This is a genomic window from Mycobacteroides sp. CBMA 271, from assembly GCF_009729205.1.
In the GTDB taxonomy this organism is placed as follows: domain Bacteria; phylum Actinomycetota; class Actinomycetes; order Mycobacteriales; family Mycobacteriaceae; genus Mycobacterium.
Genome location: NZ_VTHB01000007.1, coordinates 368324 through 381940 on the forward strand (window position 1 = coordinate 368324; position 13617 = coordinate 381940).

The window sequence follows — 13617 nt, forward strand, 5'->3', positions numbered from 1 at the left end:
GGGCGCCGTGTGGGGTCGACTCGCTCCGCTGACCCGAGGGTACGCACGTATCGGTAATGTGCTCTTGACCGTATTTGCAGCCTTATTTTTAGGAATGGCTTACCCGGCCTCGGATTTATGTGATCGACCCGAATTGGTCATCGCGATTTGGTCCATCGGGCTTATTCTTGTCGCAATACAGATAGGGATTTTCTACACGAGGCCGATAAAGGGTGGCTGACAGCAGCGTCACTAAACAGGTCACGGACCTGCCCTACAGATTTGCCGGCCGCAACACGACGACCGACGTTGTCCGAGAACCCTTGTCCGCCAACAATGCAATCACCCGATTGTCCGCATCCACCGCCGCGTAGGTCCCCTCGATCCCGGCCGCTGCCAGCGGCCGACCATTGCGCACCGAGTCGACTTCGGCCTCGTCCACGTCGCGCCGCGGGAACCCATCCCGGCACGCGGTGTCGAGGTCCACCGTCAGCGTCGCATCCTCGGCCAGCTCCTCAAGCGTCCGCGCCTGATCCAACGCGAAATCACCAACCCGGGTGCGCCGCAACGCCGTCAAATGCCCACCCACACCCAACGCAGCGCCCGCATCGCGCGCCAGCGCACGAATGTACGTCCCCGACGAGCAGTCCACCTCAACGTCGACATCTACAAATCCGTCGAGGCGCCGCACCGCCAACACATCGAACCGCGAGATCCGCACCGGTCGCGCCGCCAGCTCAACCGCTTGCCCCTCCCGCGCAAGCTTGTAGGCGCGCTGTCCGTCGACCTTGATCGCACTCACCGACGACGGCACCTGCTCGATATCCCCACGCAGGGCGGCCACCGCGGCCTCGATGTCCGCATCGGTGACGTGCGACGCCGAAACAGATTGCAGCACCTCACCTTCGGCATCGTCAGTGCTGGTGCTCTGCCCCAATCGGATCGTTGCCGCGTACGACTTGGTGGTCAGCGTCAGCAACCCCATGATCTTGGTGGCGCGTTCGATGCCGATCACCAGCACCCCCGTCGCCATCGGGTCGAGGGTTCCCGCATGCCCCACCTTGCGGGTGGAAAACAGTCTGCGACACCGTGACACCACGTCATGGCTCGTCATCCCGGCGGGCTTGTCGACGATCACCAGGCCCGCGCGGCTCAATGGATCTGAAGTCACGGCACCACGATCGCGGTCAGAATCAGGCCCCTGTCGATGATCCAGCGCCCATCGAATGATGACAGCACGCTGCCGTCGTTTGCCTTGCCGTCCACCAAAATCCGCGACGTGAACGTCCCATCGGGATCCAGCGTGATGTGCGCGTCCTCGAACCCCAGCCAGCGGGCGGTCAGCGGAAACCACGCCTTGTAAGTGGTCTCCTTGGCGCAGAACAACAGTCGGTCCCAGTGTGTGCCCTCGGGCAGCGCTTCCAGCTCGTCACGCTCGACAGGCAAGGCGATCGACTTGAGCACCCCCTTCGGCAATACATCGTGCGGTTCGGCGTCGATGCCCACCGACCGCACCTCCCCCACGCGTCCGACCACGGCGCCGCGGAACCCCTCGGTGTGCGTCATGCTGCCCACCACTCCGCTGGGCCACAAAGGTTGCCCCTTGTCCCCCTTCAGGATCGGGGCCTCGGGTACACCCAGAACAGACAGTGCCTGCCGCGCGCAGTACCGCACGGTGACAAATTCGTTGCGCCGCTTGGCCACCGATTTGGCGATCAGCGGCTCCTCCTCGGGCAGCGGAGAGAGCCCCGGCGGATCGTTGTAGAGCTCGGCCGAGGACAGGACGTCGGGAACCACCGACGCGATCAGCTCATCAGTCATTGGCACGCTCCTTGGCAACCCGTTCACGGAACCGCTTGGCCGCCACTCTCATCTGCTCGGTGATCTCGAAATGACCACCAAAATCGTTGAGATAGCCCGGCGGATAGTGCGGGACGGGCAGGATCTGCCGCAGCCACGAATACGGCTTGCGCTGCGCCCATTCCCGCGGATACCCGACCGACACCTCCTCGAACCGAACCTCGTCGTACCAGGTGGTCCGTGGAATGTGCAGGTGCCCGTATACCGAACACACCGCGTTATAGCGGGTGTGCCAGTCGGCGGTCGCGGTGCTCCCGCACCACAATGAAAACTCCGGATAAAACAACGCATCACAAGGTTCACGCACCAGCGGAAAGTGATTCACCAACACCGTCGGCGTCATCCAATCCAGGTCTTCGAGCCGCTTCTTGGTGTAGCGCAACCGATCCCGGCACCACGCATCGCGGGTCGCGAAAGGCTCACTGGAGAGCAAGAACTCGTCGGTGGCCACCACGTTGCGGTCGCGGGCGATCTTGAGGCCCTCGGCCTTGGTGTTGGCACCCTCGGGCAGAAATGTGTAGTCGTACAACACGAACATCGGCACGATGGTCGCCGGACCCCCCTGCTCCACCCACACCGGATACGGGTGCTCGGGCGTCACGATGCCCATCTCGTCGCACATGTTGACCAGGTAGTCGTAGCGAGACTGCCCGAAAATCTGCATGGGATCGCGCGCCGTGGTCCACAACTCGTGGTTCCCGGGCACCCAAATCACCTTGGCGAACCGGCGCCGCAACAGATCCAGCGCCGCCCGGATGTCGTCAGTCTTCTCGGCCACATCGCCGGCGACAATCAACCAGTCCTCGGGTGAGGCCGGGTGCAGTTCCTCGAGAACCGACTTGTTGGCCGATTGCCCGACGTGCAGGTCGCTAATGGCCCAGAGGGTGGGCTCGCGTTCCTGCGTCATCCGGCCAATGTACCTAGAGGTTCAGCTTGCAACTCTGACCGACATCGAGAACCCGCAGCGCGCGCCCGCTCCCCACCCAGAATGCGCAGGACAGCGTCAGGTCGGTCAGCAGCCCGTCGTCGAAGTGCTCACTCACCCGCGCAAAGAACGCGTCGTCCTCGCGCAACCCCACGTGATCGGTGGCGAAGCGGTGCGCGAACTCAGCGGCGATCCGTTCGGCCTCGCTGTACCGCGGCGACGTGCGCCATTGCTCGGCGTCGGCATAGAAGTCCGCGTCCAACTCGCCGCTCTGGACAAAGCGGGTGTTCTGGCAGACCGTGCATTCGTTCGCGAAGGCCACCGCGATCCGTGCGAGCTCTCGCACCCCGATGGGGAGCCGGCTGCGGTTATAGACCGCATCGGAAAACCCGGCGAAGCCGGGCGCCATCTCGGGAGAACTCATCAACCAGCCGGCCACATCGTCGTCCGCGTAATTCCCAATTCGTGCCATGGCGTCACGATACTCCGGGACTAGAACGTGTTCTAGTGTTTTGGACGTTCCGTAATGAGGCGACGACGTGCACGGCTAGACTTTCGGCGCACCGTGGCTCCTTCGATATAGAGGTGAATTCGCATGGCCCGTAGGGCTGGACTCGCCATAGTTCTCATGGCACTGGTACTGAGCGGCCTTGTCGTGTGGCGCACCGCCCCGACCGAGCACGCCGTGAGCGCGCCGGTTCAGCTGCGGTTCTCCACCGCGCCGATGACGGGCGGAGCCAGCACCACGATCAAATGGCCGGTGGTCGCGATCACCGATCCGCGGCCCTTCGATCCCTGCTACGACATCCCGGGCTCTACGATCGCCGCGGCCGGACTCGACCAGACGCCGCCGGCCCCCGAAGAGGGGCTGCGCTGCCGATACGACTCGCGCAACAACTATCAACTGGCGGTCGAGGCGATCGTGTGGCGCACCTACGAGGACTCGCTGCCCGCCGACGGCGTGGAGACCACCATCGCCGGCCACCGCGCGGCGGAATACAACATCATGAAGCCAACCGACTGGAACAACCAGTGGTGGGTGTCCTGCATGATCACGTTCAAGACCAGTTACGGCGTGGTCCAGCAGTCCCTTTACTACGCATCCTCGAAGTACTCCCCCGACGGCCCCGGCTGCCTGGTGGAAAACCGCCGGGTCGCAGGCATTCTCGCGCCCTCATACAAGTTCTGACGCAGCGCCGAGTGGATCAGCCGCGCGCCGCGATCCGCGCCTGCACCTCGGGACGCCGCAGCGGTGGCACCGTCTTGGGTGGCTGACGCCGCGCCGGCAGGTGACCCAACAGATGCATCGTCGTGGCCGTCACCTCCGCGACCGCCTGTTCGAACACCTCCCGGTTGGCATCGGAGGTCTTCTGGATTCCGCTGATCTTGCGGATGTACTGCCGCGCCGCCGCCTCGATCTCCTGGTCGGTCGCGGCAGGTTCCAGCCCGCGTAGTTCGGTGATGTTCCTGCACATCCTTCGACGATACGACGGATGGCCATGCCCCACCCACCGGTTAGTTCCCCTGCGCGTGTATACGTAATTCATGCCATCGACGTCATTGGAGCCGTCCAGCGCGTTACGCGAACGCATCGCGGCAGCAGCGCACCAGGTTCTCGCCACCCATCCGCCCGCCACGACCCCGGTCATCGAACTACTGGGAGCCGTCTACGACGCCGGCCTGGCCTGGGTCCACTTCCCCGTCGGCCTGGGCGGTCTGGACGCCCCACCCGCACTACAGGCCATCTCCGACACCATCCTGCGCGCGGCCGGAATGCCAGATCCGTTGTTCATCAACGTAATTGGCTACGGCATGGCGGCCCCCACGGTGCTCGCCCACGGACAACCCGAACTGACCCAGCGGATTCTGCGTCCGCTGTTCACCGGCGAAGAGTTGTGGTGCCAGCTGTTCAGCGAGCCGGGCGCCGGCTCCGATCTGGCCGGCCTGGCCACCCGCGCGGTACGCGACGGCGACGACTGGGTGATCAACGGCCAAAAGGTGTGGACCTCGGGCGCCCACCAGGCGCGCTGGGCCCTGCTGGTGGCCCGGAGCAATCCCGATCTACCCAAGCACCGCGGCCTGACCTACTTCGTGCTCGACATGACCGATCCCGGCGTCGAGGTCCGCCCGCTGCGACAGATGACCGGTGACGCCGAGTTCAACGAGGTGTACCTGACCGACGTCCGCATCCCCGATGCGCACCGCCTGGGCAACGAGGGCGACGGCTGGCGGGTGTCGATGACGACGCTCATGAACGAGCGCAGCGCCCTCGGCGGCGCATTCGATCACGGACGTGGCGGCGGATCGATTGGGAACGCGCTGAACCTGTGGAAGCAGCGCCCCGATCTACACACCCCCGAGCTGCGCGCCAAGCTGACCAATCTGTTCGTGCGCTCCGAGGGAAACCGCTACGGCACCCAGATGCGGATCGCCGCACAGGGCGATCAGCCCATGGGTCCAGAGGGTTCGATCGGCAAGCTGATGGGCGCGGAGCTCAACCAACAGATCTACGACTTCTGCGTCGAACTGCTGGGCATTGAGGCCACCCTGTACGCCTCCTACGACATGCGGCGGGTTGTCGAAGATGATCGCCGTACCGACACCATGTGGGCCTTCCTTCGGTCGAAGGCCAACACCATCGAGGGCGGCACCTCCGACGTGATGCGCAACATCATCGGAGAACGCGTCCTCGGTCTGCCCGGCGACATCCGGGTCGACACCGACAAGGCCTGGAAGGAAGTTCCCCGTGGATAAGCGCCTGCGTGAAGACAATCAAGCACCGGCTGAGTTCGAGTTCACTGAAGAGCATGGCGATCTGCGTGGGCTGGTGCGCAGCTGGTGCGAGCGGGTGTGGACGCCCGAGCATGTGCGCGAGGTCGCCGATGCCGGCACCGTGGACCTGAACGCATGGCGCGCCCTGGGGTCCGAGCTGGGTTTGGTGGGGCTGATCCTGCCCGAGCAGCACGGGGGCGGCGGGCTCGGCGTCATCGAATTGTCCATCGTCGCTGAGGAACTGGGGCGCGCGCTGGCGTGCCTGCCGTGGATATCGAGCGCGGCCCTGGGCGCCACCGCATTGGTAGCCAGCGGCGACGATGACGCCATCGCACAACTGGTGCCTGCGCTGGCCACCGGCGACAAGACCATCACGCTGGCCGGCGGTCGCACCCGATTGGCCGATGCGATCACGGTCTCGGCCGAATCCGATGGAGACGGTTGGAAGCTCACCGGCGATGCCGAGCACGTCCCGGACGGCGCTACTGCCGACGTGCTGCTGGTACTGGCCGATACCGATTCGGGTCCAAGCCTTTTCGCGGTGGACGGGGACGCATCCGGCGTCGACCGGCACGCGTTGGCCACCCTGGACCTGACCCGCTGGCAGGCCAACATCCACTTCGAAGCCGCTCCCGCGCGCTTGATCGGCCAAACCGGAAACGGCGGCACTACCGTCGCACAAGCACTCGATGTTGCGGCCACCGTGCTGGCAGCCGAGCAGGCGGGCATCGCCGCCCGCATGCTCGATGTGACAACCGAATACGCCAAGTCACGCATTCAGTTCGGGCGGATCATCGGGTCGTTCCAGGCCGTCAAGCACCGCCTGGCGGATATGGCCGCCGCGGCCGGAAATGTGCGCGGCGCCGCGTATCACGCGGCGTGGTCCCACGATGACCCGAGCATCGACGATCCCGCGCTGGCCACCAGCATCGCCCAGCAGGTAGCGTCCGCCGGTGCCGTCGAGGTGACCGCGAAGGCCATCCAAAGCCACGGCGGCATCGGGTTCACCTGGGAACATCCGGCTCATCTGTATTACAAACGGGCCGTGAGTAATTCGGCGCTCTTCGGAGGCCGCGCCGTGCACGCCGAACGTATCGCCAGAGAGGTAATAGACGCATGACCGAACAGATTCTGTTGACGCAGACCGAAGACCGCATCTGCACCATCACGTTGAACCGGCCGCAGGCACGCAACGCGCTGAGCAAGGCGCTCGGCGAGGAGATTGTCAAGGCGGTGACTGCCGCCGAGGCCGATGATGACGTCGACGTGATGATCCTGACCGCTGCCGACCCCGTGTTCTGCGCGGGCGTCGATCTCAAGGAACTGGGCAGCGGCGACCGTGCCGACACTCTGGACCCGTGGTGGCCCGAGCTGTCCAAGCCCGTCATCGGCGCCATCAACGGCGCCGCGGTGACCGGTGGCCTTGAGCTGGCACTGTCCTGCGACATCCTGATCGCCTCGGAGAAGGCGCGCTTCGCCGATACCCATGCGCGCGTTGGCATTCTGCCCACCTGGGGGCTGACTACCTTGCTCCCACTGTCGGTGGGACGCGGCTTGGCGCGGCGTATGAGCCTCACCGGCGACTATCTGTCGGCCGAGGACGCATTGCGTGCCGGGCTGGTCACCGAGGTGGTTGCCCACGAGGAGCTGCTGCCGGCGGCCAAACGGGTCGCAGCGACGATCGCCGGGAACAATCAGCCTGCGGTGCGCGAGCTGCTGGCCTCCTACCGCCGCATCGAGTCCGAGCTGATTGGCGACGGGCTGAGGGTGGCCCTCGATGACGCGCACCGGTGGATCGAACAGAACTCCATTGCTGAGGGTGTCGAGGCCCGACGCGCGGCGATCATGGAGCGCGGTCGCAGCCAGAACGCCTAACGGTCGTAGCAGTACAGGGCGATCCGGCGGTCGGGCCGAACATCGAACTCGCCCATCGCGGTCCACTCAAGACGGGCAAAGGTCTTGTGAATCGGCGGATTTCCGATCGCCGGGTCGCCTAACACCCGCCGACATGCGCGGTCCGCGGCGAACACCGCAAACGGCAGCAGCCGGATCCACTCCGAGATGACGCCTCGCCCCAGATGTTCGGTGGACGCGGTAGCGATGTGGAATCCGACATCGTGCGGATGGAAGTCGTAGATCCGAGCGATCTCGTCCCGGGCGGCCCGGTATATCTCGGCGTAGCCGACCTCGATACCGTCCACCGAGAGGATGCAGGGTAACGAATAAGCCCCCGCCAACCGGTACGAAGAGTCCTCCTGCCACCGGGCGGCCGACCACGCCTGCTCCCAGGTTTCCACCAGATGCGGACGGGCGAACCACTCGCTGAGCATCTCAGGGTCGGCGCCGTCGGGATCCACGCGGCGAAGTCCGTAGCGAGTGCCCTCGAAGGACGGGAGCGGCGGCGGCCCGGCCTCGATGACATCGGCCGCAACATCCGTGATCTCGCGGGCAATGCGGTAACCGGTGTGGGAATTCATCGGCCAGCGAGCTCCGTTCGATCGGTAGACTTAACTTAGGTAAGCCTACTTTATGAAGCACTCAGACCGCCCTGAGCTGTACCCCTACATCAGGTGTGGCGTCTCCTTATGAATCTTGTGGTCGTGGTGCACCGTGCCGCCCACCACCGCGAATCCGAGACCGGCGGTGACCAGTAATGCGATGGCCGCAACCATTCCCCAGCCGTGATGACCAGCGGCCAGCGCCGCCAGCCCGAGCGCGGTGATCGTGACGGACATCAGTCCGAGGAAGTACCCAGTCCACACGGCAAATCGGTCGAGATTCATCTTCGGAACACCTCCTTATGCGAGTGACCCCAGAGTACGCCGCAAGTGACCTGGATCACATATTCGAGGTGTGCGCCTAGAGCAGCCCAAGGAGCTCCATATCGGTGACGTATTTGACGATGTTCGTCGCCGACACCTGCGGGATGTCTGGATTGTCGCTATCGGGGCCAATCTTGGCTTCCTGCACCGCCGCACGGAAGCGGTCGGCAGGGGCGAATGATCCAACAGTCGGCACCATGGGCTTCACCCGCTCAGGGTCCTGCACCAGCGTCAGATACATCTGCAGCACCGAGTTTCGCCGATGCTTCTCCGGTAGCGCACGCAGGCCCGTCCCGAACCGCTGCAACCACTCCTGGAAGTCGTCGATGCGTTCGATCGGATGGCCGGCCTCGATCAGCCAATCCACATACTCGTCGAGCCCGATGCCGTCATCGTGCGGGTTCATCACGTGATAGGTCTGGAACCCGTCGACCACTTGAGTACCCAAGGTGGTGATCGCCTCGGCGACGAATTCCACTGGCAGCCCATCGAAGTGCGCGCGGCGTCGGTTGCCGTCGGAGTCCAGTCCGTAGAACGACTTGGGTGCCACGCCGGTGGTCACCAGACTCAGGATCATCTTGGTGAACACATCCGTGACGTTCAACTGGCCGGCATAGGTGGTGTCGGCCAGCAGCATGTCGCAACGGAAGACCCCGATCGGCAGCCCGCATAAGTCATGGGCCTCCCGCAGCAGCACCTCGCCCGCCCACTTGCTACTGCCGTAGCCGTTGGCGTACGCGTCTTTGATGACACGCGTGGCACAGATGTCGCGAATATCCGCGTCCTCGGTGAAGGCCACCCGTTCAATCGGGTCGCCGACATTGGCCGTCGACACGAAGGTAAACATCTTCAGCTTCGTGTCGAGCGCCAACCGGATCAGCTCTGCGGTACCGGCCACGTTAGGTCCGAACAACTCGCCGTAGGACAGGGCACCGCTGACGACGGCGGCCGAATCGACAATCACGTCAACGGTATCTGCGAGTCGTTGCCAGGTCTCCTCCCCCAGACCAAGGTCGGCTTCACCCTTGTCACCGGCAATGACCTCCAGATGATCCTCGGCCAGTTCGTGGAAGTGCCGAAGCAGTTCCGGGTCGCCGCTGTCGAAGATCTGTTCCAGCCGGCGCCGAGCCTCCTCGTCAGATGCGGCCCGGACCAAGCAGATCAGCTTGCCGTCAAGCAGTTCCAGCTTTTCGAGCCATTGCAGCACCAGGTACCGCCCGAGGAAACCCGTCGCGCCGGTCAGCAGCACCGTGCGCGCCTCCCCGCTGGGCTTCGGCAGTGTCGTTGCGATACTGAGGTTTTCCGCGTCAATGAACTTGTCCAGCGTCAGGTCGGCTGCACTAACCTCCTCCGCTCCGGAACCATGCACGGCAACGAAGCGCGGGTCGCTGGCGTGCTTATCCAGCTGCCCACTCAAACTGCTCACCATGGGCGTATCGAAGAGCGCGCGCACGGTCAGGTGCGTGTTCATCGATTTGTTGATGGCAGCGATCAGGCGCATCGCCGATAGCGAGTCACCGCCCAGATCGAAGAACGAGTCGTCGACGCCGACCCGCGGCAGTCCGAGAACTTCCGCGTAGAGACGGGTCAGCTTCTCTTCCACCGGGTTTGACGGAGCGCGATACTCGGTTTGCTGATACTGCGGCTCCGGTAAGGCGCGGGTATCAAGTTTCCCGTTCACCGTCAACGGCAAGGCGTCGATGACCACGACGGCCGCGGGAACCATGTAGGCCGGCAACCGTTCGGCCAACGCGGCACGCGCTGTGGCCGGATCGATAGCCCCGGCGACGTAACCGACCAGGCGCTTATCACCCGGGCGGTCTTCACGCACGATCACCACGGCCTGCTCGACATCGTCGAGATCGGCTAGCGCCGTTTGGATCTCGCCGAGTTCGATGCGGTAGCCGCGAATCTTGACCTGCTCGTCCGCGCGCCCGATGTAGTGCAACTGCCCGTCGGCCCCCCAGCGCACCAAATCCCCTGTGCGGTACATGCGGAGTCCTCGCCCGCCCGGCGCACCGAACGGGCACGCCACGAACCGCGATGCCGTCAGCCCGGACCGGTGAAGGTAACCGGCGCCCAGTCCGTGTCCCGCGATGTACAGCTCTCCGACCACTCCCACCGGCACGCGTCGCATCCAACTGTCCAGGACGAACAATGCCGCCCCGGCCACCGGAACGCCGATCGCCGGCGTCCCCGAGCCCGCGACCAACGGTGGACTGACGGTCACGCACAGCGTGGACTCGGTGGGGCCATAGGCATTGACCATCAAACGTCCTGGTGCCCACCGGTCCACCACCTCCGCCGAACAGGCCTCGGCAGCCACCACCAGTGCCATGCCCTCCAGGGCTTCCGGCGACAGCGCGGCAGCTGCAGAGGGCGTCTGATGTAGGACGGTGATCCCCTGGGAGACCAGGAAATCCTGGAAGTCCTCCGGGACCAGCGATTCGGGTACCACCACCAGGCACCCACCGTGCAGCAGCGGGCCCCAAATCTCTTCCACCGAAGCATCGAAGGCATACGAATACCACTGCGACCACGCCTGCCCCGGACCCGACGGGATACCGAGGTGCTCGTATCCCAGCACCTGTGTCACATTGTGGTGAGTTGTCGCCACTCCCTTGGGAATACCCGTCGTACCCGAGGTGTACACGATGTGCGCAATATCGTCGGCAGCCGGCCCCGCCAAGGCGAGGTGGGGCCCCGCATCCGCCGCGAGATCGCTGATATCGAGGACCGGCAACGCGTACCCGTCCAACCGTGAACGCAATGCCGCACTGGTGATCGCCGCCACCGGACCGGCATCGTCGATCATGAAATCGATGCGCGTGTCGGGTACCGCCGGGGCGATCGGCAGATACGCCGCCCCGCTCTTGAGCACCGCCAGAATCGCGATGATTGCCTCACCACGACGCTCCGAGAGCAGCGCCACACACTGCCCCGGTCCCGCACCGTGGTCAATCAGTTTGTGCGCCAAACGATTCGATTGGTCATCGAGCTCGCGATAGGTCCACGAGCGCCGACCACATTTGATCGCCACCGCGTCGGGGGCGCGATCCACCTGCACCGCGAACAGTTCCGGTATCGACGTCGGCGTCGCCGGCGCGGACAACACCGCGCGGTTACCCATCACGTCCAGCCGATCACTCTCGGCGGCGTCCAGCACATCCACCGCCGACAACCGCTGCGAGGGGTTGGCGGTCACGGCCGCCAACACCCGCTGTAGGCGTGCAGTCAGTGACTCGACACTCGCGACATCAAATACATCGGTCCGAAACTCGACCGCACCGCCAATCCCGGCGGGTTCGCCGGTCCCGGTGAAGCGCTCTCCCAGGGAGAACGTCAGGTCCATGCGGGCCGTGTTGGTGTGCACCGGTATCTGCGTGATCCGTAGATCGCCCAGCCCCAGCCCCTCGGCGGTGTCCTGCCCGGGAAGGTTCTGCCAGGTCAACCCGACCTGAACCAGCGGGTGGCTGCTTCGCGACCGGATGGGGTTGAGCTTCTCCACCAGCACCTCGAAGGGCACGTCCTGGTGCTCTAGCGCTTCCAGGCTGCGCGATCGGACCTGGGCCAGCAGGTCCGCGAAAGTGGGATCACCACCCGCATCGATACGCAGCACCAACGTGTTGACGAAGAAGCCCACCAGCTCATCGAGCGCGGGCTGATCGCGGCCGGCGACCGCGATGCCTACCGCCACATCGGAACTGGCGCTGATCTTCGACAACAGTACCGCGAGCGCGGCCTGGATCACCATGAAGCTGGTTGCTCCGTGTTCACGTGCCAGCGCACGGACTCCCCGCTGCAGCTGCTCGGGCCACTCCAGATCCACACTGGCGCCGCGGTAGTCGGCGATCGCCGGGTAGGGCCGGTCGGTAGGCAGCGCGAGGTGTTCGGGCATCCCGACCAGCGCATTGTGCCAATACGCCAGCTGGGTAGAGATGGAACTGTCGCCGTCTTCGAGGTCGCCGAGCTGATCGCGTTGCCACAGTGTGTAATCGGCGTATTGCACCGGCAGTGGTGCCCAACCGGGCGCATGCCCGTCGCACCGGCTGGCGTAGGCCACGGTGAGGTCACGCATGAGCGGGGCCACCGACCAGCCGTCGGCTGCGATGTGATGCACCGTGGCCACGAGTACATGCTCGTCGCCGGACACCCTGAACAGCTTTGCATGCATGGGAATCTCGGCCGAAAGGTCGAATGTGTGCCGCGCGACGGCGCTTATCGCCTCATCCAGCTGCGCGGACGGCCATTCGGTCGCATCGACCACCTCCCAGCCGAACCCCGCGTCGTGGGGCGCCAGCACCTGCTGGTACGGCACACCATCCTCATGGCGGAACACGGTGCGCAGCGATTCATGACGGCTCACCACATCCGCCAGCGCCGCGCCGAGTGCGCCCAGATCAGGCAGACCGTCCAGCCGCAATGCGACCGCCATGTTGTACACCGGTGAGGCACCGTGCAATTGGTCAAGGAACCACAGCCGTCGCTGCGAGAACGACAGCGGAACGACCGCGGGCCGGGTGCCGGACACCAACGGCACGGGCCTCTGCGAATCCGTCCGCAGATGCGGGGCCAACTGGGCGATCGTCGGGGTGTCGAAGAGGGCCCGCACGGTCAGGCGCGTGTTCATCGAGGTGTTGACGGCGGCGATCAGGCGCATGGCCGACAGGGAGTCCCCGCCCAAATCGAAGAAGGAGTCATCGACGCCGAGGCGTTCGAGCCCGAGCACATGCGCGTAGATATCGGCCAGGATTTCCTCAGCAGGGCTCGACGGCGCACGGTACTGGGTCTCTTGATACTGCGGTACCGGCAAGGCACGGGTATCGAGCTTGCCGTTGACCGTCAACGGTAATGCGTCCACCGCCATGACCGCGGCGGGCACCATGTAGGGCGGCAGCCGCTCGCCCAGCGCCACCCGCGCCCCGGCGGTATCGACCAACCCGCCCACTGTCTCGGTGACGTAGCCGACCAGGCGCTTATCGCCCGGGCGGTCCTCGCGCACGATCACTACCGCCTGCTCAACGCCGTCGAGATCGTCTAGCGCAGTCTGTATCTCGCCGAGTTCGATGCGGTATCCGCGGATCTTCACCTGCTTGTCGGCGCGGCCCACGTACCGCAGCTGTCCGTCTTGCCCCCACTGCACCAGATCTCCGGTGCGGTACATCCGGGAGCCGGGAGCCCCGAATGGGCATGCGACGAACCGGGTTGTCGTCAGATCCGAACGGCCGAGGTATCCATTTGCCTGCCCGGAACCGGCGA

Annotated in this window: 12 protein-coding genes; 4 read left to right on the forward strand and 8 right to left on the reverse strand. The window is 64.9% G+C overall.

All coding sequences use genetic code 11. From position 1 onward, the window contains the following. Positions 1-253: 253 nt before the first annotated feature. Genes truB through FZI91_RS19940 form a run of 4 tightly spaced genes read right to left on the reverse strand, consistent with a single transcriptional unit; the run spans position 254 to position 3236 of the window. Positions 254-1150 (reverse strand): tRNA pseudouridine(55) synthase TruB, encoded by an 897-nt coding sequence (gene truB / locus FZI91_RS19925; protein ID WP_162525981.1) that lies wholly within the window; start codon positions 1148-1150, stop codon positions 254-256. Continuing rightward, complete coding sequence (locus FZI91_RS19930) at positions 1147-1788, reverse strand: 4'-phosphopantetheinyl transferase (RefSeq protein WP_279538509.1); 642 nt, start codon at positions 1786-1788, stop codon at positions 1147-1149. The genes truB and FZI91_RS19930 overlap by 4 nt, the downstream gene beginning before the upstream one ends. Positions 1789-1792: 4 nt before the next feature. After that, positions 1793-2746 (reverse strand): metallophosphoesterase, encoded by a 954-nt coding sequence (locus tag FZI91_RS19935; protein WP_155940774.1) that lies wholly within the window; start codon positions 2744-2746, stop codon positions 1793-1795. A 13-nt stretch (positions 2747-2759) separates the two neighbouring features. After that, complete coding sequence (locus FZI91_RS19940) at positions 2760-3236, reverse strand: carboxymuconolactone decarboxylase family protein (RefSeq protein ID WP_155940775.1); 477 nt, start codon at positions 3234-3236, stop codon at positions 2760-2762. Between the two features lie 156 nt (positions 3237-3392). On the opposite strand from FZI91_RS19940, the gene FZI91_RS19945 reads away from it, so the two are divergent. Beyond that, positions 3393-3953 carry a DUF3558 domain-containing protein gene (locus FZI91_RS19945; RefSeq protein WP_375234359.1) on the forward strand — a complete coding sequence of 187 codons (561 nt, stop codon included), beginning with the start codon at positions 3393-3395 and terminating at the stop codon, positions 3951-3953. A gap of 16 nt (positions 3954-3969) precedes the next feature. Here the strand turns inward: FZI91_RS19945 and FZI91_RS19950 are convergent, their stop codons facing one another. After that, positions 3970-4239 carry a DUF2277 domain-containing protein gene (locus tag FZI91_RS19950; RefSeq protein ID WP_155940777.1) on the reverse strand — a complete coding sequence of 90 codons (270 nt, stop codon included), beginning with the start codon at positions 4237-4239 and terminating at the stop codon, positions 3970-3972. Between the two features lie 70 nt (positions 4240-4309). Here FZI91_RS19950 and FZI91_RS19955 point away from each other — a divergent pair, with 70 nt between their 5' ends. The 3 genes from FZI91_RS19955 to FZI91_RS19965 are packed head-to-tail and all read left to right on the forward strand — an operon-like array spanning position 4310 to position 7411. Next, positions 4310-5518, forward strand: a complete 1209-nt coding sequence (locus tag FZI91_RS19955; protein ID WP_155940778.1) for an acyl-CoA dehydrogenase family protein — start codon at positions 4310-4312, stop codon at positions 5516-5518. Continuing rightward, positions 5511-6656 carry an acyl-CoA dehydrogenase family protein gene (locus FZI91_RS19960; protein WP_162525980.1) on the forward strand — a complete coding sequence of 382 codons (1146 nt, stop codon included), beginning with the start codon at positions 5511-5513 and terminating at the stop codon, positions 6654-6656. The genes FZI91_RS19955 and FZI91_RS19960 overlap by 8 nt, the downstream gene beginning before the upstream one ends. After that, on the forward strand, positions 6653-7411 hold the full coding sequence (locus FZI91_RS19965; RefSeq protein WP_155940779.1) for an enoyl-CoA hydratase: 759 nt from the start codon (positions 6653-6655) through the stop codon (positions 7409-7411). The genes FZI91_RS19960 and FZI91_RS19965 overlap by 4 nt, the downstream gene beginning before the upstream one ends. On the opposite strand, the gene FZI91_RS19970 is transcribed toward FZI91_RS19965, so the two are convergent. The 3 genes from FZI91_RS19970 to FZI91_RS19980 all read right to left on the reverse strand — a co-directional run. Next, on the reverse strand, positions 7408-8013 hold the full coding sequence (locus tag FZI91_RS19970; protein WP_155940780.1) for a GNAT family N-acetyltransferase: 606 nt from the start codon (positions 8011-8013) through the stop codon (positions 7408-7410). The two genes, FZI91_RS19965 and FZI91_RS19970, sit on opposite strands and share 4 nt — an antisense overlap. 84 nt (positions 8014-8097) lie before the next feature. After that, entirely contained in the window at positions 8098-8319 is a 222-nt protein-coding gene (locus FZI91_RS19975) for a hypothetical protein (RefSeq protein ID WP_155940781.1), read from the reverse strand. 76 nt (positions 8320-8395) lie between these two features. Continuing rightward, positions 8396-13617: non-ribosomal peptide synthetase (locus FZI91_RS19980; protein WP_155940782.1), on the reverse strand; the 5222-nt coding region annotated here is incomplete at its 5' end.